Annotated in this window: 21 protein-coding genes; 5 read left to right on the top strand and 16 right to left on the bottom strand. The window is 62.9% G+C overall.

The window, feature by feature from the left end:
* The first annotated feature begins 171 nt into the window (after nucleotides 1-171).
* Nucleotides 172-1,134: a CoA transferase subunit A gene (locus tag AB7F10_RS17815; RefSeq protein ID WP_428563009.1), complete on the top strand. Its 963-nt coding sequence runs from the start codon at nucleotides 172-174 to the stop codon at nucleotides 1,132-1,134.
* Entirely contained in the window at nucleotides 1,127-1,894 is a 768-nt protein-coding gene (locus AB7F10_RS17810) for a CoA-transferase subunit beta (RefSeq protein WP_428563011.1), read from the top strand. Before AB7F10_RS17815 ends, AB7F10_RS17810 begins: the two co-directional genes overlap by 8 nt.
* Nucleotides 1,895-1,903: 9 nt before the next feature.
* Here AB7F10_RS17810 and AB7F10_RS17805 read toward each other — a convergent pair whose 3' ends face one another.
* From AB7F10_RS17805 to AB7F10_RS17775, 7 genes are all read right to left on the bottom strand, one after another.
* Nucleotides 1,904-3,115: a M20 family metallopeptidase gene (locus tag AB7F10_RS17805; RefSeq protein ID WP_428563013.1), complete on the bottom strand. Its 1,212-nt coding sequence runs from the start codon at nucleotides 3,113-3,115 to the stop codon at nucleotides 1,904-1,906.
* A gap of 13 nt (nucleotides 3,116-3,128) precedes the next feature.
* The gene (locus AB7F10_RS17800) at nucleotides 3,129-4,352 is read right to left on the bottom strand and encodes a diaminopropionate ammonia-lyase (RefSeq protein ID WP_428563015.1); all 1,224 of its coding nucleotides are present in this window, start codon (nucleotides 4,350-4,352) and stop codon (nucleotides 3,129-3,131) included.
* Nucleotides 4,353-4,408: 56 nt separating this feature from the next.
* On the bottom strand, nucleotides 4,409-5,947 hold the full coding sequence (locus AB7F10_RS17795; RefSeq protein WP_428563017.1) for a gamma-glutamyltransferase family protein: 1,539 nt from the start codon (nucleotides 5,945-5,947) through the stop codon (nucleotides 4,409-4,411).
* 86 nt (nucleotides 5,948-6,033) lie between these two features.
* On the bottom strand, nucleotides 6,034-6,837 hold the full coding sequence (locus tag AB7F10_RS17790; RefSeq protein WP_428563019.1) for a putative hydro-lyase: 804 nt from the start codon (nucleotides 6,835-6,837) through the stop codon (nucleotides 6,034-6,036).
* A gap of 34 nt (nucleotides 6,838-6,871) precedes the next feature.
* Complete coding sequence (locus AB7F10_RS17785) at nucleotides 6,872-7,684, bottom strand: ABC transporter permease (protein WP_428563021.1); 813 nt, start codon at nucleotides 7,682-7,684, stop codon at nucleotides 6,872-6,874.
* Between the two features lie 8 nt (nucleotides 7,685-7,692).
* Nucleotides 7,693-8,517, bottom strand: a complete 825-nt coding sequence (locus AB7F10_RS17780) for an ABC transporter ATP-binding protein (protein ID WP_428563023.1) — start codon at nucleotides 8,515-8,517, stop codon at nucleotides 7,693-7,695.
* Between the two features lie 133 nt (nucleotides 8,518-8,650).
* The gene (locus AB7F10_RS17775) at nucleotides 8,651-9,634 is read right to left on the bottom strand and encodes an ABC transporter substrate-binding protein (protein WP_428563025.1); all 984 of its coding nucleotides are present in this window, start codon (nucleotides 9,632-9,634) and stop codon (nucleotides 8,651-8,653) included.
* A gap of 327 nt (nucleotides 9,635-9,961) precedes the next feature.
* Between AB7F10_RS17775 and AB7F10_RS17770 the strand changes: the two genes are divergently transcribed.
* The gene (locus AB7F10_RS17770) at nucleotides 9,962-10,645 is read left to right on the top strand and encodes a GntR family transcriptional regulator (RefSeq protein ID WP_428563027.1); all 684 of its coding nucleotides are present in this window, start codon (nucleotides 9,962-9,964) and stop codon (nucleotides 10,643-10,645) included.
* Between the two features lie 87 nt (nucleotides 10,646-10,732).
* Here AB7F10_RS17770 and AB7F10_RS17765 read toward each other — a convergent pair whose 3' ends face one another.
* The 6 genes from AB7F10_RS17765 to AB7F10_RS17740 all read right to left on the bottom strand — a co-directional run bounded on the left by AB7F10_RS17765 (nucleotide 10,733) and on the right by AB7F10_RS17740 (nucleotide 17,229).
* Complete coding sequence (locus tag AB7F10_RS17765; protein ID WP_428563029.1) at nucleotides 10,733-11,458, bottom strand: ABC transporter permease; 726 nt, start codon at nucleotides 11,456-11,458, stop codon at nucleotides 10,733-10,735.
* A gap of 38 nt (nucleotides 11,459-11,496) precedes the next feature.
* The gene (locus AB7F10_RS17760; RefSeq protein WP_428563031.1) at nucleotides 11,497-12,369 is read right to left on the bottom strand and encodes an ABC transporter ATP-binding protein; all 873 of its coding nucleotides are present in this window, start codon (nucleotides 12,367-12,369) and stop codon (nucleotides 11,497-11,499) included.
* Nucleotides 12,296-13,753 (bottom strand): amidohydrolase family protein, encoded by a 1,458-nt coding sequence (locus AB7F10_RS17755; protein WP_428563033.1) that lies wholly within the window; start codon nucleotides 13,751-13,753, stop codon nucleotides 12,296-12,298. Before AB7F10_RS17755 ends, AB7F10_RS17760 begins: the two co-directional genes overlap by 74 nt.
* A 40-nt stretch (nucleotides 13,754-13,793) precedes the next feature.
* A complete protein-coding gene (locus AB7F10_RS17750; RefSeq protein ID WP_428563035.1) occupies nucleotides 13,794-14,720 on the bottom strand; it encodes a dimethylarginine dimethylaminohydrolase family protein in 927 nt (308 codons plus the stop codon).
* A gap of 85 nt (nucleotides 14,721-14,805) precedes the next feature.
* Nucleotides 14,806-16,173, bottom strand: coding sequence for an amidohydrolase family protein (locus AB7F10_RS17745; RefSeq protein ID WP_428563037.1), 1,368 nt, complete (start codon nucleotides 16,171-16,173; stop codon nucleotides 14,806-14,808).
* Between the two features lie 57 nt (nucleotides 16,174-16,230).
* A complete protein-coding gene (locus tag AB7F10_RS17740; protein WP_428563039.1) occupies nucleotides 16,231-17,229 on the bottom strand; it encodes an ABC transporter substrate-binding protein in 999 nt (332 codons plus the stop codon).
* Between the two features lie 294 nt (nucleotides 17,230-17,523).
* Here AB7F10_RS17740 and AB7F10_RS17735 point away from each other — a divergent pair, with 294 nt between their 5' ends.
* Both AB7F10_RS17735 and AB7F10_RS17730 read left to right on the top strand, forming a co-directional pair.
* The gene (locus tag AB7F10_RS17735) at nucleotides 17,524-18,762 is read left to right on the top strand and encodes an amidohydrolase family protein (RefSeq protein WP_428563041.1); all 1,239 of its coding nucleotides are present in this window, start codon (nucleotides 17,524-17,526) and stop codon (nucleotides 18,760-18,762) included.
* A 56-nt stretch (nucleotides 18,763-18,818) separates the two neighbouring features.
* Nucleotides 18,819-19,613 carry a GntR family transcriptional regulator gene (locus AB7F10_RS17730; RefSeq protein ID WP_428563043.1) on the top strand — a complete coding sequence of 265 codons (795 nt, stop codon included), beginning with the start codon at nucleotides 18,819-18,821 and terminating at the stop codon, nucleotides 19,611-19,613.
* Nucleotides 19,614-19,674: 61 nt separating this feature from the next.
* On the opposite strand, the gene AB7F10_RS17725 is transcribed toward AB7F10_RS17730, so the two are convergent.
* Genes AB7F10_RS17725 through AB7F10_RS17715 form a run of 3 tightly spaced genes read right to left on the bottom strand, consistent with a single transcriptional unit; the run spans nucleotide 19,675 to nucleotide 24,423 of the window.
* Nucleotides 19,675-21,009, bottom strand: a complete 1,335-nt coding sequence (locus AB7F10_RS17725; RefSeq protein WP_428563045.1) for an amidohydrolase family protein — start codon at nucleotides 21,007-21,009, stop codon at nucleotides 19,675-19,677.
* Nucleotides 21,006-23,537, bottom strand: coding sequence for an ATP-binding cassette domain-containing protein (locus AB7F10_RS17720; RefSeq protein ID WP_428563047.1), 2,532 nt, complete (start codon nucleotides 23,535-23,537; stop codon nucleotides 21,006-21,008). Before AB7F10_RS17720 ends, AB7F10_RS17725 begins: the two co-directional genes overlap by 4 nt.
* A 13-nt stretch (nucleotides 23,538-23,550) precedes the next feature.
* Entirely contained in the window at nucleotides 23,551-24,423 is an 873-nt protein-coding gene (locus AB7F10_RS17715) for a branched-chain amino acid ABC transporter permease (RefSeq protein ID WP_428563049.1), read from the bottom strand.
* Nucleotides 24,424-24,473: the final 50 nt, after the last annotated feature.

Below are 24,473 nucleotides of genomic sequence, written 5' to 3'. Positions count from 1 at the left end.
CGGCGCTGTCGGTCTTGCTGAAGGTGACTTTGCCAGAGGCTGAATTTTTTGTATACTAAATTATACGAAATTATTCAGGCGGTGTTGAAATTGCCGCAGCCCGATAGCAGGATGGCAAATGCCCCATCGCCACCGCTGTCACGGCCCGGCGCACGGCCGTGAAGGACATCCATGACGACGAACGTGCGGCCCTATCCGCAGCTTAGAAAGACGATTGCGCAGCGCGATCGGAGCCTGCGGGACAAGGTGATGTCGCTCGAAGACGCGGCGAAGCTCGTCGCGGACGGCGAGACGGTCGGCATCGGCGGCAGCATGATGTCGCGCACCCCCATGGCGATGATCTGGCAGCTCATCCGCGCCGGCCGCCGCGATCTCACCTGCGTTCGCCCCATCACCACCAGCGAGGGCGATCTCCTGCTCGGCTCGAGGCTGAGCCGGCATGTCGTCACGAGCTGGTTCAGCCAGGGCATCATGTGGGGCGTTTCAAAGGTGCTGCGCCACCACGTCGAGACCGGTCAGGCGACCTTCGAGGAGTGGAGCCACCTCGCGATCGGCATGCGGCTACGCGCCGGCGCGATGGGCGTGCCCTTCATGCCGATGCGGCCGATGCTCGGCTCCGATATCGTCAAGATTCGTCCCGAGGCGCGCGAGATCTCCTGCCCGTTCACCGGGGAGAAGATGCTGCTGGTGCCGGCGTTGAATCCGAACCTTGCGATCATCCACGTCAACCGCTGCGACGCTTACGGCAATGCACAGATCGACGGCCTGCAATTCATGGATGTCGACCTTGCGATGGCCGCCGACCGCGTGATCCTGACCACGGAACGCATCGTCTCGAACGACCAGATCCGCCGGGCGCCGGACCAGACCAAGATTCCGTTTTTCTGCGTCGAGGCGGTGGTCGAGGTGCCGTTCGGCTCCGCACCACATGAATGCTACGGCGTTTACGAGCCGCTGATGAACCACATGAACTATTACACCGGCCTCGTGAACAAGGACCCGGTCGGCGGGCTGAAGACCTATCTTGACGAATACGTCCACGCGCCGTCGTCGTGGAACGACTATCTCAACCGGCTCGGCATGGACGAGCTGCTGGAAGCCGCGCGCCGCGGGCGGAGCGTGCTGAATGACTGAGGCCTATACGGAATCCGAACTGCTCTCGGTGCTGAGCGCGCGGGAGCTGAAGGATGGACAGGTCGTCTTTGCCGGCATCGGGATTCCGCTGCTCGCTGCGGTTCTTGCGCAACGCTCGCACTGTCCCGGCCTGACAATTCTCTTCGAGGGCGGCGTCGTCGGCGCATCGGTCGAGCCGGGCCGCCTGCCCCCATCGACCAACGATCAGCGCGGCGCCAAGCGTTCCAACATGGTGCTCGGCAGCTCGGAGGTCTTGCTCCTGATGCAGCGCGGCTATGTCGATGTCGGCTTCATGGGCGGCGCCCAGATCGACCAATACGGCAACCTCAACAGCTCGCTGATCAACGGAACGGGCGACAAGGCCGCCGTCCGGCTGCCGGGCAGCGGCGGCGGCAACGACATCGCGAGCCTGACCAACCTCATCGTGTCGATCAAGCACGAGAAGCGGCGCTTCGTCGAACGGGTCGATTTCGTGACCAGCCCCGGCTGGCTTGCCGGCCGCGACGCGCGACGCGCGAGCGGCCTCAGCGAAGGCGGCGCTTTCCGCGTCATCACCGATCTCGCCGTGCTCGGCTTCGATGACGAAACGAAACGTATGACGGTCCGTGCGCTCAATCCGGGCGTCACGAAGCAGAACGTACAGGACCACACCGGGTTCGAACTGCTGTTCGATCGAGATATGTCGATCACCGAGCCACCGACTGCGGACGAACTGCGCCTGCTGCGCAGCCTCGACCCGGAACGCATCCTGCTGTCCTGAGAAACGCGCCTAGCCCATCAAGCGAAGGCAAGCCCGCGCATAAACGCGCGCGCAGTCGAGCACATCCTGCTCGTTGGCGTAATCGTCAACGCCCGCCGACAGAAGCGGCTGCGGACCGTAGCAGGCCGCCGGAACGCCAAGATCGCGCCAGCGGCGCGCATCGCTGCCGGGCAAGCGCACGACAAATTCCGGCTTGCTGCCGCGTACAGTCGTCACAGCCTCGGCCAGTTCACGTACCAGCGGATCGGACAGCGACGTCCAGTTTGCGTCCCAGAATTTCACAGCTTTTATGGTAATCGCTGGATCGCTGCCCGCAGCGTCGCGCACGCGCCGCTCGATCTCCGCGCCGGTGACGCCCGGCGGCAAGCGGACGTCGATCTCAGCGCAGGCCCTGGTCGCCACAAGACTGCGGACACCGCCTGCAGCGACCGTACCGGCGTTGAGCGAGACGCGCAGGCCGGTATTGCCCTCGCCGCCCGAAATGCCCTGAATTTCCGGCGCGATCGTCGCGTACATGTCGTTGATCTCGTCGATCTTCGACAGCAGACCGGCGAGCTTTACGGCCGCTGTCTGCCCGCGCAGCGCCTTCGAGGAGTGCCCGCCGTCGCCCGACACCTCGATGTCGAGCCAAAGCAGCCCTTTTTCCGCCGGGGCAAGATGCATGAAGCCTGGTCCCTCGCCGCTGATGAGATATTCGCCATGCACATCCGGCCGCGCCTTGAGGAGAAAGACCGCGCCGCGCTCGCCGAACATCACCTCGTCGCACACCGCCGTCATCGTGAAGCGGCCGGGCAATTCAGCGCGATGACGCGCGAGCACGACGCTCGCCACGCACATGCTCGCCAGCGCGCCCTTCATGTTACCCATGCCGAGCCCATACAGGCGGCCGTCCTTGCGGGTTAGCTCATATCGCGGAACGGTCCAGCGGCTTTCGTCGCCCGGCTGCATCGTATCCATATGCGCGTTAAACACAACGTGACGTCCGCGCCCCTCGCCGACGTGGCCGACAAGATTCGGCGCGTCCGGGTCTTCCGCGACGACATCGGTCGCGATCCCGCCCTGCTTGAGGAAATTCTGCACGATCCGCGCCACCTCGACGGTGCGGCCCGGCGGGCTGGCGCTCGGGGCGGTGACTAGCCGCGCGCAGAGATCAACGAGTGTCTCGCGCTCCGCGACGATCTCGCGATCGATGTTGGCGAGAAACTCCGGTGTGACAGCCATGATCCCCTCGCGCTTACGCTGCTGCGCAAACCTGTTCCGCTGACCGGCCGACGATCTGGCGATAAACATCCTGGTCGGTCGCCCCTTCGGTCCCGAACACAAGCGCGACGCTGTCCGGGCCGAGGCCGAGCTTCGCTTGCGCTTCGCGATCAGTCGCGGCCAACGCCAAACCGACGAGCCCCGCGACCGCCGATTCACCGGAGACGATGGGCGCATCGCCATAGCGGCCGTCCGCCAGGATACGCATCATTTCCGCGGCCGCCTCGTCGGTCACTGTCATGAAGGCGTCGGTGCCCGGCTGCAAAATCTTCCAGGCGATCAGCGAAACCTCCCCGCATGCCAGCCCTGCCATGATGGTATCGAGCGAACCGTGCACGACAACCGGCTTGCCGGCGACCGCACTGCGATAGAGGCAATCGGCCTTTTCCGGCTCGACAACGACATAGACCGGACGGCGGTCGCCGTAGCGCTGCCACAGATGCGCGCACACCGACGCAGCGAGCCCGCCAACGCCGCCCTGTACGAACACATGAGTCGGCGGCGCCGGCAGTTGCCGCAGCGCCTCGTCCACCATGATGCTGTAGCCCTGCATGACGTCGCGAGGCACGCTGACATAGCCCTCATAAGACGTATCGGAAACGACGAACCAGCCGCTCTTCTTCGCGTCCTGATCGGCTTGCCGCACGGCATCATCATAATTGCCGGGCACGCGCCGGACCTCCGCACCGTATTGCGCGATCGCCTTGCAACGTCCGTCGCTCACGCCGGCATGCACATAGATCACGCAACGGCAGCCGAACATCTGCGCGCCCCAGGCCACCGAGCGGCCGTGATTGCCATCTGTCGCGCAGGTGACGGTCAGGCGCGAGGTGATGTCCTTGCAAGCCCCCGACAGGATTTCAGCTGCGTGCACATGTTTTCCGGTCGCGCCCTCGATCTCCTTCTGCAGCAGACGGAACACCGCATAGGCGCCGCCGAGCGCCTTGAAGCTGCCGATGCCGAAACGGCCGCCTTCGTCCTTGTAATGAAGCTGTCCAATCCCGAGCGCCCGCGCGAGACCGGGCAGCCCCCGCAACGGCGTTTCCTGATAGCCGGTCCAGGACGTGATCTCGCTCCGCGCGACCTCGAAAGCGCGATTGCTGAGAATGTCGGCGCGACCGTCCGCGTCATAGGATGCCGTCCGCGACAGCCGCTGATTACCGGTGAGTTGGAAGTCGCTGGATTCCAGTACGGTCATTTCTTTGCTCTCTTCAAATCTCGTCTAACTCGTTTCGCGTAACGCGCCGCGTGCGCTCAGTATCCCAGTGCAAGTCCGTCGCGACGGCCGTCGGCGCCACCCCGCAAAATGCCCCGCTCGCGTTCGATCCAGATGGCCTGCGCAGTGCCGAGCGGACTTGCCGCGCGCGTGACCGGGTGTCCCAGATCGCGCAGGCCTTTTACGACAGGCTCAGGCACCGTGCCCTCGACCTCGAAACTCTCGCCGCGCGCAAATATCCGTGGATGATCGATCGCCGCCTGCACCGAGAGGCCGTAATCGACGACATTCACCAGCACCTGCGCCTGGCCGATCGGCTGAAAGTGCGCGCCGGTCACGCCGAATGGCATCACGGCTTTGCCGTTCCTGGTCAGCATGCCGGGGATGATGGTGTGCATCGGCCGCTTGCGCCCCGCGATAACGTTCGGATGACCTTCCTCGACGACGAAGGACGACGCACGGTTATGGAAGATGACGCCGGTATGCGGACAGGCGATGCCGCAACCGAAATCCTCGAAGATCGAATTGATCAAAGCCACCGCCGTGCGGTCGCGATCGACCACCGTGATGAAAACGGTGTCGCTGTGCGGCCGCTGCGGGATGGTGTCGGCTTCCGGCATGCGCCTCGTCAACGACACGCGACGGCGCATCTCGGCCGTATGACGGTCGGACAGCAGCCAGTCGACCGGAACCTTTCCGGTTTTGGGATCGGCAATGAACGCGTCGCGCTCCGCATAGGCAAGCCGCGCGAACTCAGCCTGCAAGTGAAAGCGTTCGACGCTCGAAGACGGCCAGGACGAGATGTTGAAACCTTCAAGTCCCTTCATCATCAGCATCGGGACGATGCCCTGGCCGTTAGGCGGACATTCCCACAATTCGTAGTCGCGGTAGGTGGTTGAGATCGGCTCGACGTATTCCGGTGCAAATTCGCCAAAATCTTCGACCCGATGCAACCCGCCCTGCTCGCGCAGCGTTTCAACGAGGCGCTCGGCGATCTCGCCTTGGTAGAATGCCTCCGACCCCCGCTTCGCCAGGGTCCGAAGCGTCTGGGCCAGAGCGGGTTGGCGATGCAGCGCCCCCGGCAGCGGCGGTTCGCCGTCGAACAGGAACAGCGACGAAGCCGCCGCGTTGCGCCGCAGCTTGCCGACCTGCCGGCCCCAATCGCGCGCCAGCCGCTCGGGGATGCAGGCGCCGTCCTCAGCCAAAGTGATCGCGCGCTGCAGAACACGCTCCCACGGCAAGCGCCCGTGATCGGCGATCAGGCGCGCCCAGGCGGCAACCGAGCCGGGCACCGTCACGGCATGCGGGCTCTCGACCGGAATCTCGGTCATTCCCCGCTCGCGATACCAGGACTGTTCGGCGGCCGCGGGCGACCAGCCGGAACCGTTGAGAGCGACCGGGCGCGCATCGCTCTCGCGCATCAAGAGCGCAAAGCAATCGCCACCGAGGCCGGTCTGCGTCGGCTCGACCACAGCCTGCACAGCCGCCGCGCAAACGGCGGCATCGACCGCATTGCCGCCTTCACGCAGGATGTCGAGCGCGGCCAGCGACGACAGCGGATGCGACGTCGCAACCATTCCGTTGGCGCCCACAGCCTCGGAATGACCCGACAGCTCAAAGTCGCGGTAATTTGTCATTCTCGCCCCGGTCATGGTCCGCCGCGCTACAGCATCGCCAGACTTGCATTGCGCAGGTCGGTGACGAGCATGGACGACGGCGCATGCGTGATGCAGAGCGGCGGCTTGGCGTTCATCACGGCGAATTGCGGAGTAAGACCGCAGGCCCAGAAGACCGGCAATTCGCCTTCGCGAACCGTTCCATCTCCCACATTCTGATAGCGCTTCGACAGGTCGACGCCGATCTGCTCGGGGCTGCCGATATGCACCGGCGCGCCATGCACGTTCGGAAAGCGCGACGTGATCTGAATCGCGCGGATGGCATCCGCCGGTTTGAACGCGCGCATCGTCACGACGAGCGGCGCGCTGTAACGCCCCGCCGGCTGGGTCGGCAAATCGGAGACATAAACGCCCGCGACACTGCCCTTATCCAGGAAGGGCAACGGAATGCCGGCATCCTGCAGCGTCTCCTCGAACGAAAACGAACAGCCGAGCGCGAAGGTGACGAGATCGTCCTGCCAGTAGGACGAGATGTCGGTCACTTCTTCGACAAACACGCCATCGCGGAAGATGTGATAGCGCGGCACGTCGGTGCGGATATCGAGATCGTCGCCAAGGCTCGGCAGGCGCGGATTGCCGACATCCGACTGGTCGAGGAGCGGACAGGGCTTGGGATTGCGCTGGCAGAACAGCAGGAAGTCGTCCGCCCATGCCTTCGGCAGAATGCAGATATTGGCCTGCACATATCCCGGTGCGAGACCCGCCGTGTAGCCGGTGTAGCCGGTGCGACACCCCTGCCGCACTTCGCGCGGGGTGGTCGGCTTCCAGGCGCCCTTTGTCATCGCATTCATCGCGCAGTCCTCGCTGTTCGTACTCTCAGCCGTTTCAGGTCCGGGTCGCCCACGGAACCGCGATCCGCTCGATCAACTCGATTGCGTAGTAGAGGATGATACTCATGATGGTGAGCAGAAGCAGCGCGGAGAACGCAACCGGCGTGCGCGCCTGTGACGACGACACCAGGATCAGATAGCCGAGACCGGACTCCGATCCGACGAACTCGCCGATCACCGCACCAATCACCGCGAAGGTGATGGCGATCTTCAGGCCGACGAAGATGTGCGGCATCGCCGTCGGGAAGCGGATCTTGATGAAAGTCTGCAGCTGATTGGCAGACAACGAACGGATCAGGTCCATCACCGGCGTCGGCACCGAGGCGAGCCCGGTCGCCGTCGCAACGATGATCGGAAAGAAGCAGACGAGAAAAACCACCAGAATCTTCGGCAGCGCGCCGAACCCGATCCATAGCGCGAGCAGCGGCGCAATTGCGACCTTGGGCACCGACTGCATGGCAAGCAGGATCGGATAGATGCTCTTGCGCAGGATCGGGGAATAAACGACGGCTACCGCGAGCGGAACGGCGAGCACGATCGACAGCGCAAAGCCGACCAGCGTTTCATAGAGCGTCACCAGCGTATGGACCCAAAGGTCCTGCCACCAGTCGACGAAGGCGACGCCGATTGCCGACGGCGCCGGAAGCAGCCAGCCCGGAAGCTGGAAATAGACCGTTACCGCTTCCCATATCAGCAGCAGGCCGGCGAATGTCAGCAGCGGCGCGATGCTTTCCTTGAGCCAGGAGGACTCTGCGATGACTTCATCTTCGAAGTCGTCCTCAGCTTGCGCGACGGTTTGTTCCGACATCGTGTGCCTCAATGACCAATGACCGCCCGGACCCGATCCGAGTAGCTCTTGAACTGTTGCGTGAATTCCATGTCGATCGTGCGCGGCCGCGGCAGATCGACCTCGACAATCTCCGAGATACGGCCGGGCCGCGGCGACATCGCGACGACGCGATCCGACAGCAGGATCGCCTCGGAAATGTTGTGCGTGACGAAAATAATCGTCTTCTTCTCGACCGCCCAGATGCGCAGCAACTCGAAGCCGAGCTCCTCACGCGTCAAGGCGTCGAGCGCGGCGAACGGCTCGTCCATCAGCAACACGGACGGATTGTGAATCAACGCCCGGCAGATCGCCGCGCGCTGCTGCATGCCGCCCGAAAGCTCGTGCGGACCGCGCATTTCAAAGCCCTTGAGGCCGACCAGTTCGAGCAACTGGTGTGCGCGTTCTCTCGCCTTCTTCATGTCGATGCCAAGGATCTCGGCCGGCAGCAGGACGTTATCGAGCACGTTGCGCCACGGCAGCAGAACCGCCTGCTGGAACACGATGCCGACGTCATGGCTTGGGCCGACAATCGGCTTGCCGTCCATGAAGAGCTTGCCCTTCGAGGGCTTGATCAGCGCACTGATGAGACGCAGCAGGGTTGACTTTCCGCAGCCGGAGGGACCGACGAGCGCGATAAACTCGTCACCACCGATGGTGAGATCGACGTTCTGCAGCGCGACCGTGCGGCCGGTCTTCGTCAAGTAAGTCTTGTGAAGACCCTGAATTTTGATCTTTTCGACGACGCCGGCCGTGCTGTGCTTGGAAGCCGGCTCGTTCGGCACGACGTGCAGGTTGCGAAGCGATGAAGGCATCAAACAATCCTGATGTTCTTATGTCACATGTCCGCGCATCTCGGTCGATCATAGGCCGAACGACCGGGCCTGCGCTGGGAAATACGAGACGCAGCGGGCGAAGTTGGGAGGCCCCTCGCCCGCTGCGTCAAGATTACGGCTTGGCGACGAAGCCAGGCGCGTAGACATCAGACGGGGAGACCGGGTTCTTCAGGCTGAACGCCTCGCTCACCAGATCGACGGTGCTCTTCATGCGAGCCTCCTCGATGGTGCCGATCTTGTCGGCAGGCGACTGAACCAGCCCGGCAACGGCCTTCATCTCGGCCGTTCCGATGTCGACTTCGATCTGACGGTGATGCTTGTTCAGGATCTTGGCCGCGCCTTCCGGATCGGCGATGGCGTCCTTCAGACCGCGAAGCGTCGCGGCGACGAAACGTTTGACGACGTCGGGCTGCGACTTGATCACCTCTTCGGAAGCGATGATGCCGTTGCTGTAGAAGTCCATGCCGGCGTCGGCGTAAACCAGCTTGACCAGCTCTTTGGAGCCGACCGCCTTCTTCAGCAGGGCTTCGCTGATGGTGTAGTAGCCGACCGCATCGGCACGGCCGAGCGCGAGCGTGGCCGGGATCGCATCGCTCGCCACGACGCTCCACTTCACCTTGCTGCCGTCGATCTTGGCAGCCTTGGCGTAGGCGCCGAACATGCGCGGAATCGAGCTGGCGGCGGCGTCCGCGACCGTACGGCCCTCGAGATCCTTGGGCGTTTTGATGCCCGAATCCTTCAGAGCGAAGATCGCGTGCGGCGCCTTGTAATAGACCATGGCGACGAGCTTGACCGGCACCTTGTCGTTCGCACGGGACAGGACCAGCGTCGCGGTGTCGGCAAATCCGATCTGGGCCGATCCGGCAGCAACCTGCTTGATGGCGTCGCTCGAGCCCTGCCCGCGAACGATGTTCACGTCGAGGTTGGCGTCCTTGTAGTAGCCCTTGTCCAAGGCCACGAAATAATAGGCGTGACGGCCGAGATAACCGAAATCGGTCACGAACGTGACCTTGTCGGCGGCGGATGCGCTGGACATGGCGCCGATAAGCGCCAACGGGACCAGTTTCAGCATCCTGGTCAGCAAATTGGTCTTCATAGGTTCCTCCACGAATATCGCTGCGTTCTGGCTTCTACGTCCGGCTTTCGGCGGGCGACGCGCTTCAGCGCTTCTCCATCCGAATTATCTTGGATCATGGATCAAAAATGTTAGATTGCCAACCCCGAACCGTGAGAAGTTCCGCCTCCGAATGATGCAACGCGAAACCGGAGGTCTTTCCACCGGGAGGACGAAGGGTTGAGCCGACGAATCGGGTACTTTGCGCGATCGCTAAACTCCCGAACGAACCTCTCCGGGAACGCCATTGCTTGAAAAATCGGCAGCCAACGTGCAAATGGACGCCACCTGTTGATCCATGATCCTTCCATGAACGAAAAGCTGGCATCCCGTCCGACCACCACCGCCGCGTGGATTCTGGAGAACCTGCGTTCCGCGATCCTGCAGGGGAGCATCCCCGCACATTCGCTGGTCCGGCAGGACGACATTGCCGCGACATACGGCGTCAGCCGCATGCCGGTCCGCGAGGCGATCCGCTCGCTCGAGGCCGAAGGACTTGTCATTGCACGGCCGAACCGCGGATCGTTCGTCGCCCCGCTCGATCCGGACGACGCGGCGGAAATCTTCGACATCCGCGCCTCCCTGGAAGCGCTCGCCTTGCGCCGCTCGATCCCGGCGATGGATGACACCAAGAAGAAAGCGGCGGCCGACGCGCTTGCCGCTCTCGAACAGGCACAGGCGAAGCCCGACGCATCGTCGGACCTGCATCGCGATTTTCATCTTTCGTTGTATGCCGGCGCCGGCAGCCGCCTGCTCCGGCTGATCGGCCAGCACATCGACGCCGCGGAACGCTATCTGCGTCTGGAAGCGACGCTTGTCGGAACGATGGACGAAGATCGCTACGAGCATCGCGCCCTCCTCGAGGCGACGATCACCGGCGACGTTCGCGGCGCGACCAGATTGATCGAGCGCCATGTCGCCGGGACCGGCCTCGAGATCGCGGAACTGCTCAGGGCGCGCGCGCTGCAAAGCCCCGCCCCGCTCGACGAGTAAGGCGGCCGCCGCGCAAGCCGGCCGGCTGCGACGGCGGCGCTTTTCAGCGTCGCGGCGTCAAGCTTTCCGACTTCAGTCTTTCCGGCGTCAATCCTGCGCCCACGGGATAACGACCCGCTCGAGCCATTCGACGCCGTAGAACAGCAGGATGCTGGCTATGCCCAGCACCGCGATCGCCCCGAAGGCAAGCGGCGTCTCCGCCTGCGACATGCTGATGAGAATCAGGAAGCCAAGGCCGCGATCGGCGCCGACAAACTCGCCGATGATGGCGCCGATCACGGCGAGAATGACCGAGACTTTCAGGCCGACGAAAATCTGAGGCATCGCGGCGGGAAAGCGCACCTTGCGGAACGTATCGACCGTTGTCGCCGACATCGAGCGCGCCAGATCGAGGATTTCCCGCGGCGCCGATTCAAGTCCCGCCACCGTGCTGACGACAATCGGGAAAAAACAGACCAGAAAAACGATGATGATCTTCGGCATCTCGCCGAAACCAAGCGTGATCAGCAACACCGGCGCAATCGCCACTTTCGGAACGGCCTGCGCGACCACCAGCAACGGAAAAAAGGTCTCCCGCAACACCCTCGACCAGATGAGGAGCACACCCAGGCCGACGCCGATCACAATCGCCACGGCGAAACCGACGATGGTTTCATAAAGGGTTATCATCGTGTGGAAGAGAAGGCTGCTGCTGCTATGCAGCGAGGCTTTGTAAATGTCGGAAGGCGCCGGGATGATGTAAAGCGGCACGGAGAAGCCTTTGACGATCGCTTCCCACAGCACGGTCAGCACGATCATCGCGATCGTCGGCAATACCCACGCCGGAAGTCCCCAGATGCGATCGCTGTTGTTCATGTGGGCTGGCCTTCATTCTTGCTGTAGATCAGATCCCGGATTTCATCGGAGGCGCGGCGAAATTCGTCGCTGAATTCCATATCCAGCGTGCGCGGCCGCGGAAGATTGATGTCGATGATCCTGGCGACGCGCGCCGGACGCGGGCTCATCACCACGACGCGGCTGGCGAGCAGCACGGCTTCCGAAATCGAATGAGTGACGAAAAGAACCGTCTTCTTCCGCTCGTCCCAGATCCGGAGCAGTTCGAACGACAGTTCCTCCCGCGTCATCGCGTCCAGCGCGCCGAATGGCTCGTCCATCAACAGGATGCGCGGGTCGGAAATCAGCGCGCGGCTGATGCTGACCCGCTGCTGCATGCCGCCGGACAGCGAGCGCGGATAGCCGTTTTCGAAGCCCTTGAGACCGACAAGAGCGAGCAGTTCCTTCGCCCGCTCCCGATATTCCACGGGATCCTTCTTGAGAAATTCGATCGGCAGCAGCACGTTTTCCATCGCACTGCGCCAAGGAAGAAGAACGGGGCTTTGAAACACGATTCCCACGTCGTCACGGGGGCCTGTCACCGGCTTGCCGCCCAGTTCGATTGTTCCGCTGGTCGGCGTCAGAAGGCCTGAAACGAGGCGGAGAAGAGTGCTCTTGCCGCAGCCGCTTCGCCCGACGATCGCGATGAATTCCTTGTCGTGAACGTCAAGCGACATCGACTGCAATGCGACAAGCTCGCTTTTGTCGCGCAGCTGATAGGTGAGTGAAACGGACGAACATCTCAATAGGGCTGGCGGACTCAAACGACGTCTCCTATCAACGATGTGAAGCGAAGGCTGCGAGACGGGCCGCCTGAACGGCCGGCTCAGCCCGCAACAGAATTTGAGCACGGCGCGCGTTCCGCGTCAGGCGAAGCGCGGTTTCCCGTGCCCGCGCCTTGATCTCGTCCGCGTTCACCAGCGTCGGCTCGCCGTTGTCCAGAACGATACGGCCATCCACGATGACGGTGCGGACCGAGTTTCCGTTTTCACAAAATACCAGCTGGTTCGTCGCATTGTTCAGCGGCGTCAATGCCTCGCTGTTCATATCCAGGATCGCGATGTCCGCCAGATAGCCGGGCGCAATCCGTCCGAGCTTGCTCTCGAGCCCCATCGCGTGAGCGCCGCCTTCCCACGCCGCGTGAAGAACCTGCTCGGAGCGCGGCCACGCCTCGTAGTCGTCCTCGGAGGGCCTGTGGATATAGGCCGCAAGGCGCGTCGCCTCGAAGATATTCTGGTGATCGGCGCTCGCGCAGCCGTCCGTACCGATCGCAATCTTCACGTTCTGCTGACGCATCTTCTTCATGGGCATGAAGCCGCTGCCCAGCTTGAGATTGCTCAGCGGGTTGTGAATCACGGCGCATTCTCTGCGAGCGATCAGCTCGATATCCCGATCCGTCACCCAGACGGCATGCGCCAGCGACGTTTTCGGCGTCAGCAGGCCCAGCCGATCGAGCAGTTCCGGCGTTGTGCAATTATCGCGCCGGTGGCGCTCGATCGCCTGAAGCCGCGTTTCCAGGAGATGCGTGTGGATCGGCAGGTCGTGGCTCTCGGCGAAATCGCGGCAGGCGACGAGAAATTCGTGGCTGCACCGCTCCGGAATGACCGGCGAAAGCGCGAGCCGGACCAGCTCGTTCCCTTCGCAGACCGGAAGCGCTTCCGCCACGCTGTCGAGCGCGAGCCGGCCGTCCCTGAGCGGGAACAGCCGGTCCAGCTCGCTGCGGTAAGCCGAATCCAACCGCTGGAGCAAACCCGGAATGGAATGATGAAACGGAATGTCCGAGACCGCCGGAGCGACGATGGCCCGGAGCCCGATATCGCTATAGGCGCGGACGACAGCCGCGATCACCGGCGCATCGACGACCGGAATATGCGTGAAAACTTCATAGGCAGACGTGACGCCATGTTTGAGCATCTCGATGGCGCCCAACGCGACCGACACATACTGATCTTCCGGCGTCCGGTCGTCCGACAGCGCGGCAAGCTGAAAAAGCCACTCCTCCAGCGGCCTGTTGTCGACGAGGCCTTTCAGCAGATTTTCCCGGCCGTGCGTATGCGCGTTGATAAATCCGGGCACCAGCAGCCGGCCCGAAGCATCGAGACTTTCCGCGCCATCCGGAGGCTGAAGATCGACGCCGACCGCCGCGATGTGCCGCCCCTCGATCAGCACATCCGTCCGCTCCGGCAAACCGTGAGCGGACGAAAGCACCAGTCCATTGCGGATATGCAGGGGCATGCAAATCTGCCTGATCGACCGTGTTCAACAGCGACTTCGGTTACCGGGTCAACAGCGGACCCGGATCCCTGACGAGACCGGCGGTCGCGCAATGCGGGCCGCCGCCGGTCTTCACGAATTCGGACATGTCGATTTCGATGACCTCGATATTCCTCTCACGCAGTGCCTTCGCGGTCTTCGGGTTGCCGGCCGGCAGGACGACAACGCCCGGCTTGAGGACCAGCGTGTTGCAGGCGGAATTATCCGCTTCGGCCGGATCGACCTCGACCAGCTCGATGCCCTTCCGCCGCAGATAGGCAAGGAAGGGCGGCTCCAGGCAACGCGGATCGACCACCGCGACCCAGTCCGACGCCATTCCGAAAGCCATATCGAGATGGATGACGTTCTTGAACGTGGTGAGGTGAATGTCTTCCACGCCGGAATCCTTGAATACGGACCAGACCTGGCGGACGCCTTCCATGTTGGTCGTCTTTCCGACGCCGATCACCAGATGCCTGGGGTCGAGCCATTGGCAATTGCCGCCAAGTTCGAAAACGCCGTCGCCGTGAATCGTGCACAGAATTGGGCAGCCTAGTTCGCCGAGCTTGCGCGCGAGCAGCGCCTCGAAGCCGCGGCGCCACGGCGCCAGGCCGTAACGCGGAATGATGGCGCCGCCATTGATCACGAAAGCCGACGCCGGAGCCCACAGCATGCGCAACCGGCCATAAGGCCCGATCGTTTCCGCCGGCGGATCGAAATAGACGACCTCGCTGCCGAAATCGACCAACACCTTCACCAGCTCTTTGTGCTGACGGCGCATCAGCTCGAGATTCGGAAACGAACCCTGCGTGGCAAAAAAGTGAGGATCGTCGCGCACTTCAGGCGACGCTTCGTTATCGCTCGGCCGGCTCACCATCACCGAACGCAGGTGGCCGATTTCGGACTGCGCACCCCACCGCTTGCCCCAGATCTTCGGAAGCTCGTCCATATATGAGGCCGATTCGATATCGGTTGTCGCCCCGGCCTGAGGTGTCGTTTCGTTCAGCATCTGTTGTTCCACTGTTGTTCGATGACTAGAGGTGCGGCCACGCCGATGTGACCGAGATATTGGCGCGACCGAGGATCCGCTTCGACCGCTGCTCGATTTCCCCGGTGAGCCAGGTCATGTCGATGCCGGGGAATACCCGGTCGCGCATGATGACGCGGCCATTCACGAGGACGGTGCGCACGCTGTCGCCACCGCCGGAATAAACCAGCGTGCGGACCGGGTCGCCCATCGGATGCCAGCAGGGAGCGCGCGTATCGACGACGATGAGGTCGGCCTTCTTGCCGGCCTCGAGAGACCCGATGGCCTCGTCCCACAGGATCGCGCGCGCACCCTTGATCGTCGCCATCTCCAGCGCGGCGTGAGCGCCGAAAGCGTGCGGATCGAGCGTCGCATCCTTGTGAGCGCAGGCCGCGAGGTACATCACGCGGAACATGTCCAGAGTCCGGCCCGCCGTCACCGAGTCGGAACCGAGCGAGATGTTGACGCCCGCTTTGTGCATCTTCGGGAACGTGCCCCGGGAGATGTTTCCATAGGCGCCGTGCATACTCGCCGACGGACAGTGAGCGACCTTCACGTCGTTCTCGGCAAGCCAGCCGATTTCCTCGTCGGTCACCCAGCCCATATGGACCAGATAGAGGTTCGGCCTCAGCATATCGAGCTGCCGCAGGCGCTCCAGAACGCGGACACCCCAGCGCTCGACGCTCATCTCGTTTTCGCCGTCCTGCGCGCAGACATGCGAATGGACCGCGACGCCATAGCGCTCGGCGAGATCGCGAACCGCGACGCAAAGCTCGTCGGACACGTTGTACGGCACACGCAGCGAGAACCAGGCCCGCAGGCAGTCGCCATCCTTGTACTGCTCGACAAGTTTGGCACCACGTTCAATCGCCTGCTCGGTGGTCTCACGCAGATTATCGGGCAGCGGATAGCTCGAGCTGTGAAGGTCGCGGGTCGATCGGGACAGGATCCCGCGAATGCCGATGTCCTTCGCGGCGCGGGCAAGCGCATGCTCGTGATATCCGCCGGGATCGCAGAAACAGGTCGTCCCGTTCAGGATCATTTCGACGAAATTGCCGAGCGAACTCAGATAGACATCGTCTTCGTCGCAATGAGCCTCGTAGGGATAAACCCGCTCATACAGCCATTGCAGGATGCCGACATCGTCGCCGATACCTTTCGAAAGATATTGGCCCGGATGATTATGGGCATCGATCAGGCCGGGCATGATCAGGCCGCCCTGTGCATCGATCTGGGTGGCGCCCTTGAACTGATGCGAAATGTCGCTCGCCTTCCCGACAGCAACGATCTTGTCGGCTTTGATGGCAACGGCGCCGTCGTTATAGATTGTGCGGGCGGCATCCATCGTGATGACGACGCCGCCCGTAACAATCACGTCAACCGCCGCGGGCTCCGCTTGATGAGTCATTTTCTACGCGCCGGGAGTTTGTTTTTACTTCAGGTAGTCGTTGGAGAAGATGTTCGCGGCTGCGTCCTTGGACTTGTCCAGCTTGAACGCCGAGGTGACGATGTCGTAGGTGGCCGTCATCTTGCCGGGGTCCATGTAGCCGACGCCGTTGGCCTTCGCTTCGTCGGTCATGATCAGACCGGCGGCCACTTTCCATTCGGACGCGGAAAGCTCGGGCTTGTTCTCGGGCTGGTGCTTGAGCAGCGCCTTCACCGCCTCGTCGGGATGCTTGACCGAATAGTCGAGCCCGCGCATCGCCGCCTTGACGAAGCGGCGCACCAGATCCGGATTCGCCTTGATGGTGTCTTCATGGACGATGACGGCATTCGCATAAACGCGGAAGCCGTAGTCGGCATAGAGGAAGTGCGTTGTCTTGTCCGGCGTCTGCGCGACGATCTTCGGGCCGCTGGTCAGGAACTCGCAGACCGCGTCCGCCTGACCGGCGGCGAAGGTCGCGATGGCAACCGTGGGATCGGCGATCCGCCACTTCACGGCATTGGCGTCGATTCCGGCGCCGGCGGCGAAGGCCGGAAACATCAGCTTGTTGGCGCTGGTGGCTGGACAGGCAATCGTCTTGCCTTCGAGGTCCTTCGGCGTCTTGAATCCCGATTTCTCGCGGAAGAAGACGGCATGCGGCGCGCGGCCGTAGAACATGCCGACGCCGCGCACGCGGATGCCTTCATTGATCCTCTGAAGGATCACCGAGCCCATGTCGGCGACGCCGAATTCGGCGCGCTTGGCCGCGACCCGCTTCGCGGTATCACCGGAACCGAAGCCACGCATGATGGTGACGTCGATATTGGCCTCTTTGAAATAGCCCTTGTCCAAAGCGAGGAACCAGCCGGCGGCCTCGCCGGTCGCCAGCCAGTTGAGCACGAAAGTCACTTGATCGGGCTTGGTCTGCGCCGACGCCTGCCACGCTATGCTGCTGGCAAACGCCAAACCGAGTGCGAACGATCGAACGAGCTTGATCTGCGTTGGCATGGTCCTTCACTCCTGTTTGTGTATCTATAAAAGTATTATTGCATGTTAGTGTATACTCAATTATACCCGAGATAAGAGGAAAATTTGTGCTCCTCTGCTTCGCAATTAGGCGTCATGCAACGTATCGATATGCGTGGCCGAAAAGAGCACGCAGGGCTTGCGCGATGGTCGGAGGAACTCACGTCCCGATGGATGCGGCGAACCCGCAAGCCGCGCGCGGCTGCCGGCAACGCGGCAAAGCTCGCGAATCCGCAAATCAGAAACTATCGCCAGCGTTGGCATGAGAGGTCAGTGATGAAGACGATCATCAAGAATATCGGCGCAATCGTAACCGGCGATCTTGCCAAGCCGAGGATCGAGGGCGATGCGATCCTCATCGACAACGGACGCATCACCGACATCGGGTACGAGCGCAACCTCAAGGTCGGCGAACGGGACGGCATCATCGACGCCAACCAGATGACGGCCCTGCCCGGCCTGATCGACCCCCATATCCATCTGGTCGTCGGCGACTGGAACCCGCGTCAGTCCGTGTTCGGACCGCTGGAAGGCATGCTCAACGGCGGCGTGACGACAGCGCTGAGCCAGGGCTCGCCCTATCTGCAGGGCCGCCCGCAGACGGCCAAGGGAACCAAAGCACTTTCAATGCTGCTGGCCTACACCTACCAGAACTTCCGGCCGGGCGGCGGACTCAAGGTCCATGGCGGCTCGGTGATTCTGGAAAGCGGCCTGACAAAGGACGACTTCGCCGAGATGCACGAGGCCGGCATCCGGATCGTCGCCGAGATCGGCGGCTCCGGCGTGACCGATCCGAAAGAGGTCAACCCGATGGTCAAATGGGCCCGCGACCTCGGCTGGGTCATCCCCGTTCATTTTGGGCCGAAATCGGTTCCGGCCTCGGCCTCGCTCCTGACGGCGGAAAGCGTGCTGCGCTACGAGCCCGACGTTCTCGTGCACGTCAACGGCGGCTCCACCGCCGCGCCGTGGGACGAAATCGAGAAAACGATCACCCAGTCGGAGGTCTATCTTGAGACCATTTTTGCCGGAAACCCCGCGGTTTCGCACCGGCTGGTCCGCACGCTGCTCGAGCGCGGCGAACTCAACAGACTCCTGATCGGATCGGATACCCCGACAAGCCACGGCGTGGTTCCGATCGCGATGCTCCGCATGGTCTACGAGCTGTCGTCGATGATCGGCATCCCGCCGGAGACGGCCTGGGCCTTTGCAACAGGCAACGTCGCGGATGCCTACAAGCTCGATGTCGGCCGCCTGCGCCCGGGCGCCCCGGCCGATATCCTGCTGATACACACGCCGATCGATTCGTCTGTGAATAATGCGCTCGAATGTCTGGCGAGAGGCGATCTTCCGGCCATTACAATGATCATGGTGGATGGTCGGCTCGTCAGTGAACACGCGAGAAACACGCGGTTCCCGTCGCGAAAGATCAAGGTGGAAAAATACGTGGCGCCGCCGGCTTTCCAAGGCATCGCGGACCCGCTACTCCCTCCGCTGTTCCGCGGCGAGCGGGCCTAAAATCCACCCGGAACTGCTACTATCAGGGCATTCCGGAATCAGGAGGCAAGCGTCGATTGAGCAAGTCACCCCGCACCAAGGGAACGTCCGTCGCCCTCCTCAAGGGTGCGCCGCCGAAGAAGCTTCAAGGTGAGGCGCTCGGGCAATATGCGACGCGCGTGATCCGCGGCGCCATTCGCTCGGGCCAACTCACCGCCGGCGAGCGGCTGCGCGAAGGCGACGTCGGGGCCTGGCTTGGCATCAGCCGAACGCCGGTCCGCGAGGCATTCCAGAGCATTATTTCCGACGGGCTGATGGTTGCCGGCCCGCGGCATGTCGCGATGGTCGCCGAGCTCAACCAAAACCAGCTTCTGGAACTGTACTTCCTGCGCGAGGTGCTGGATGGCGCGGCTTCCGAACTCGCGGCGCGGCTCGCATCGGACGCGGAGATCGATCATCTCCTGGAAATTGCCGAGAGCGAGCTGGCGGCAAAAGACGACCTCGGCCGTCTTGCGATCATCAACAGCGAGTTTCATCACGCTATCTACGCCGCCGCGCGAAACCGCTACCTCACGCAGTCGCTGAATGCCGTCATCGATACGCTGGGTCTGCTTCGTTACTCGTCGGCCGTCCTGCCCGGCAGCATCGAACAGGCCCGATCCGAGCATCTGGCCATTATCGAAGCCATTCGCGATCGCGATGGAAAACGCGCGGACGAGGCGGCACGCAAGCACGTCCGGAATGCGCTTGCCCTTCGCATGAGGCTGTTGCGAAAAGACCGTCAAGCATCCGACAATGCGGATGACAACAACGGCGCCGAGCGGATGTCCGAAGGCTTCCTGCTCCAGAACACCTGGCACCTGAGCAACTAGGCTTTCTCGGCGGCCGGCGATCCGTTCGCCGAATCGCACAATCTCGTTTTGAGCGCCGAATTCAGACCAGGCTGATCTGATCCTTGACCGACCGGTCGTCCTGCCGATGCGCGGGGAAATCCTGCCCGTCCCGGATCACGGTGCGCTCACCGGAAACCGGATGAAGCACGATCGGCGGCGGGCGCTTGAACGTTTCGCGCCCGGCTTTCAATCCGAGCAGAGGCTGAGCCAGCTCCGCAACCGCAGCCTCCGGCGTTTCGGCATCGAGAACGACGAGGTCCGCGGCGGCGCCGACCCGGATGCCGTAGTCTTTCAAATTCATGAGGCGCGCCGATTGCGACGTCACCATCTCGAAACACAGCGCCATCTCCTTCTCCTGCCCGACCTGCTGGATATTGGCGTACAGGTTTGCCATGCGCAGAAGCGAGCAATCGCCGAACGGCGTAAAAGGGTTCATCACGTTGTTGGTCGAAATGCTGCAGGTCACGCCCTGCTGAAGCAGACGATGCGCCGGGGCGACGCCGCGCGGCACCGAATGCGTCTTTCCATGCCCCATGAGAAAAAGGTCGGTCGCAGGCAGGACAGTCACCGCCACGCCGCAGCTGCGCAGCATTTCCGTCGCCTGCTGCAGCACAGGCGGCGGCGCGGCGGACAACTTGGACACATGCCCGATCGCCACGCGGCCGCCGCGACGGTGCTTTTCCGTCTGCCGGCACACCTCGTACAGATCCATGCTTGACGGATCGAGATCGAAATCGAGGTGAAAATCGATATCGACGTCATAGCGCTCCGCCAGTTCGAAAATGCGTGCGATCTGGCCATTGGGGTCGGTGTCGGTATAGGGGCATCCGCCGATGACGTCGGCCCCGCCTTCCAGCGCCTCAACCAGCAGATCGTCGGTCCCCGGATCGTTGAGGAGGCCTTCTTGCGGAAACACGCAAATCTCGAGATCGATCGCCCAGGCGTAGTCCTTCCTGAGCCGGGAGATCGCATCAAAGGCCCGCAGTCCGACACGCGGATCGACCTCGACATGCGTGCGCATGCGCGTCGTTCCCTGGATAAGGGCCTTCTCCAGAACGCGCCGGCCGCGCGCGTAGACATCGTCCTGCGTGAAATCGCGCTTGAGCGCGGAAACCTTGGCGATTGCATGCGCCAGCGATTCCGAATGTCCGCAACGGCCAAGAATGCACGCCTTGTCGAGGTGGATATGCGTCTCTATGAAGCCGGCACAGACAAGGCGGCCACCGAGGTCGATCTCGCGCGCATCAGCGCTTATCGACGGCGCGACCTCTACGATGCGATCCGCGCGTATTCCAATATCCATTGGCCGTTGATGGTCGCTTCCATGGATGCGGCCGCGACGCAGAACAATATCAAGCGGCGATCCCTCGTTCATGCTGACACCTTTTCCCCCGCTTCGGCGCAAACCCGGTCATTGCCGAGATAAGCCGCTTCGAGAGCGGGATCTCCACGCAATGCGTCCGCCGTGTCGGCACGGACCAGCGCGCCCTGTTCGAGCACGTAGCCGCGGTCGGCGACAGCAAGCGTGAGCGCCGCCATCTGGTCGACAAGGAGGATGGTGACCCCCTGGTCGCGCAGATCGGCAAGCACGGAAAACAGTTCCTCGATCATCTGCGGCGCGAGGCCGAGCGACGGCTCGTCGAGCAGAAGAATGCGGGGCTTCGCCATCAAGCCGCGCGCAACCGCCAGCATCTGCTGCTCGCCGCCGGACAAAAGGCCGGCACTGAGGTGCAGCCGCTCGCGCAGGCGCGGAAACCGGCAGAGCAAGGCTTCGATTTCGGATGAATAGTCACCCCTGCCGCGCCGGAACGCGCCGATACGGATGTTGTCGAGCACACTGAATTCCGGAAATATCTGGCGGCCTTCCGGAACCAGCGCCAATCCGCGTCTTGCAATTTCATGCGCAGGCAAGCGCTCGATGGCTTCCTCGCCCAGAACGACCTTCCCGTCGACAGGCCGCAGCAGGCCGCTGAGCGCCCGCATCGTGGTCGACTTGCCGGCGCCGTTGGCGCCGAGCAGAGCGACCATCTCGCCCAGCCCGACCTTGATATCGACGGACTTCAGCACGCCGACCGACCCATAGCCGGCACACAGATCGTCCACCGCAAGCACGCTCTCATCCGGCGCACGCCAGGCCTGCGGGCGCGGTTTGGCCTTGAGTTCACCCGAGCCCAGATAGGCCGCAATCACAGCCGGGTCCTTGCGCACTTTCGCCGGATCTCCGGACGAGATCGGCTTGCCGGCGTCGAGCACGAGGAGCTCGTCGGATATGCCCATGACGAGACCCATATCGTGTTCGACGAGCACGACGGCGATACCGAGATCTGCGATCTGCCTGAGAAGTCTCGACAGGACGTTCTTCTCGCCCTGCACCAGTCCCGCCGCCGGCTCGTCCAGCAGAAGCACCGCCGGGCGAAGCGCCAGCGCCCGCGCGATCTCGACAAGGCGGCGATCGACGTGCGGCAAATCTGCCGCGAGGGCATTGAGCGAACCCTCGTAACCGACGAACCTGAGAAGCCCCGCGGCGATGGCGGTATCCTTCGGCTGGGCAAGCGCGGCGACCGGATTGCCCAAGTGCCCGCGACGGAGGCCAATCAGGACATTGTCCAGCACGCTGAGCGAGGGAAACAGCTTGGTTGTCTGGTAGGTGCGCGAAATGCCGGCGCGCGACGCAACCGTCGCCGACCGACCGGCGAGTTCAACCGCTCCGATACGGATCGAGCCGGTGTTCGGGCGGTAAAAACAACCGATCATGTTCAGCACGGTTGTCTTGCCGGCTCCGTTCGGCCCGATAATGCTGGTCACGCGGCCGAGCGGCGCATTGAGACTCACACCGCTCGCTGCCCGGATGCCGCCGAACGTGATGCCGATGTCCGATACGGTCAGGCCGTCGCCGCCCTTTTCCCGCCGCAGGAAGTCGGTGACCGAAGCAGCCGAAACTTCCGCGCCGGATTCAGCCTTCGGCTTCCGCAGGAAACGGGAGAGAGCGCCGACAATGCCCGAAGGAGCAAGCCATAGCACGACCAGAAGCATGATGCCGAAGCACAGTAAACGATACTCGGCGAGCCCCGAGAGAAGCTCAGGCAGGAGCACGGTCACGACCGCGCCGACCACCGGCCCGAGCGTCCAGCCGATGCCGCCCACGATCACCGCGAAAAGAAAAATGATCGACTGCGAGAGGATGAACGAGCTCGGCGCGATGTACATCATCAGCGGCGCATAAAGCGCGCCGGCAAGACCGGTCAACGCCGCCGATATGGCGAAGGCGGCGACCTTGATTACGAGCGGGTGCAAGGCCACTGAACGCGCAGCGATCTCCGCGTCACGGACGGCGATCATGGCGCGGCCCCAGCCGCTGCGCGCGATCCGGTCGAACAGAACGAGCGCCAGGCCGGCCAGCACGATGGCAAGGATCGCCATTTCGCGTTCGGTGAACACAAAGTCGCCCAGGCTCGGGCCGGCGAAACCCATCAGCCCGTTCTGCCCGCCGGTCAGATCGCGCATCTCGATGATGCCGTGCTCGACAATGAAGCCGAATGCGATGGTGACCATCGCGAGATACGGGCCGGACACACGCATGGCCGGCAGCGCGAGCAAGGCGCCAACCGCGCCGGCGAGAACGCCTGCCGCCAGGAACGCCAGCCAGAAATTGACGCCGTTCAGATTGAGGATGGCGACTGCATAGGCGCCGATGGCATAGAAACCCACATGGCCGAGAGAAATCTGGCCGGTCAGGCCGACCAGGATATTCAGCCCGACGCCGACGATCGTGGTCAGCGCGACGAGGGCAACGACAAAAGTGAAGTAGCTGCCACCGACCAGGGCGAAGACCACGCTGCCGGCGGTGATCAGTCCAATCGCGGCAAGCATCGCCGGGTTGGACGATCCGAAAATATGCTTCATCGGCGTCCTCTCATCAGACCTTGTTGACGGTGGCGTGTCCGAGCAGACCATTCGGCCGCAGCGCGAGCGCGAGGATGATCATCGAAAACACCACGATCTGGGTATAGGTCGACCCGAGATAAGCCGTGACCAAAGCCTCGATCACGCCATACAGAAGCCCGGCAACGATGACGCCGGATGCCGATGTGATGCCGCCGAGAATGGCGACCGCGAAGGCCTTCAGGCCGAATAACGTACCCATGTCGGAATGCACGGAGAACAGCGGCGCGATGAGCAAGCCGGCGAGTCCGGCAAGCGCGGTCGAGATGGCGAACGCAAAGGCGACGACCACCTTGGCATTGATGCCCATGAGACGGGCGGCGTCGCGGTTCTGCACCACCGCGAGCAGCACCTTGCCGATATTCGTGCGGCGGAAAACAAGCTGCAGCGCGATGGCGACCACCACGCCCACCACCGGAATCACAAGCTGCAGCGGGTAAACGCCGGTGCCGAAGAAGTCGATGCTCTGGCTTGCGAGCGGCGACGGCAGGCTGCGCGGCTCCTTGCCGAACGTGAACAGAACGACGTTATCGACGACGATGCCGCCGGCGACGGTGGCCATCAGCCAGGCATCGGAGTTGCGCTCGACGAAAGGCCGCACCAGGAACCGTTCGACAATGAGACCGAACACAGCGCAGCCGGCCAGCGCGATCGGAGCCGCAATCCAGAACGGCATGCCGAGCGTCACCATCAGCACGAAGCCGAGCACGGAGCCGACCATCATCGCGCTGCCTTGCGCGAAGTTGACGGTGTTCGAAACGGTGTAGGTAATGTGGAAGCCCAGCGCGATGAGGCCATACATGGCCCCAAGCCCAAGACCCGTGATGACCGCCGAGGTAAACAGCATCAATCGTCCCCGCTTGGTTCTTTAACGACATGGAGGGCGGCAGGCGCCGG

Source organism: Pseudolabrys sp. (assembly GCF_050250095.1).
GTDB lineage: Bacteria > Pseudomonadota > Alphaproteobacteria > Rhizobiales > Xanthobacteraceae > Pseudolabrys.
This window is presented reverse-complemented; position numbering and strand designations above follow the sequence as displayed.

What these genes read in the sequence shown, in the direction of transcription:
- AB7F10_RS17815 (WP_428563009.1), top strand. Translation starts at nt 172, where the DNA reads ATGACGACGAACGTGCGGCCCTATCCGCAGCTTAGAAAGACGATTGCG.
- AB7F10_RS17810 (WP_428563011.1), top strand. Translation starts at nt 1,127, where the DNA reads ATGACTGAGGCCTATACGGAATCCGAACTGCTCTCGGTGCTGAGCGCG.
- AB7F10_RS17805 (WP_428563013.1), bottom strand. Translation starts at nt 3,115, where the DNA reads ATGGCTGTCACACCGGAGTTTCTCGCCAACATCGATCGCGAGATCGTC.
- AB7F10_RS17800 (WP_428563015.1), bottom strand. Translation starts at nt 4,352, where the DNA reads ATGACCGTACTGGAATCCAGCGACTTCCAACTCACCGGTAATCAGCGG.
- AB7F10_RS17795 (WP_428563017.1), bottom strand. Translation starts at nt 5,947, where the DNA reads ATGGTTGCGACGTCGCATCCGCTGTCGTCGCTGGCCGCGCTCGACATC.
- AB7F10_RS17790 (WP_428563019.1), bottom strand. Translation starts at nt 6,837, where the DNA reads ATGAATGCGATGACAAAGGGCGCCTGGAAGCCGACCACCCCGCGCGAA.
- AB7F10_RS17785 (WP_428563021.1), bottom strand. Translation starts at nt 7,684, where the DNA reads ATGTCGGAACAAACCGTCGCGCAAGCTGAGGACGACTTCGAAGATGAA.
- AB7F10_RS17780 (WP_428563023.1), bottom strand. Translation starts at nt 8,517, where the DNA reads ATGCCTTCATCGCTTCGCAACCTGCACGTCGTGCCGAACGAGCCGGCT.
- AB7F10_RS17775 (WP_428563025.1), bottom strand. Translation starts at nt 9,634, where the DNA reads ATGAAGACCAATTTGCTGACCAGGATGCTGAAACTGGTCCCGTTGGCG.
- AB7F10_RS17770 (WP_428563027.1), top strand. Translation starts at nt 9,962, where the DNA reads ATGAACGAAAAGCTGGCATCCCGTCCGACCACCACCGCCGCGTGGATT.
- AB7F10_RS17755 (WP_428563033.1), bottom strand. Translation starts at nt 13,753, where the DNA reads ATGCCCCTGCATATCCGCAATGGACTGGTGCTTTCGTCCGCTCACGGT.
- AB7F10_RS17750 (WP_428563035.1), bottom strand. Translation starts at nt 14,720, where the DNA reads ATGGACGAGCTTCCGAAGATCTGGGGCAAGCGGTGGGGTGCGCAGTCC.
- AB7F10_RS17740 (WP_428563039.1), bottom strand. Translation starts at nt 17,229, where the DNA reads ATGCCAACGCAGATCAAGCTCGTTCGATCGTTCGCACTCGGTTTGGCG.
- AB7F10_RS17735 (WP_428563041.1), top strand. Translation starts at nt 17,524, where the DNA reads ATGAAGACGATCATCAAGAATATCGGCGCAATCGTAACCGGCGATCTT.
- AB7F10_RS17725 (WP_428563045.1), bottom strand. Translation starts at nt 21,009, where the DNA reads ATGAACGAGGGATCGCCGCTTGATATTGTTCTGCGTCGCGGCCGCATC.
- AB7F10_RS17720 (WP_428563047.1), bottom strand. Translation starts at nt 23,537, where the DNA reads ATGAAGCATATTTTCGGATCGTCCAACCCGGCGATGCTTGCCGCGATT.
- AB7F10_RS17715 (WP_428563049.1), bottom strand. Translation starts at nt 24,423, where the DNA reads ATGCTGTTTACCTCGGCGGTCATCACGGGTCTTGGGCTTGGGGCCATG.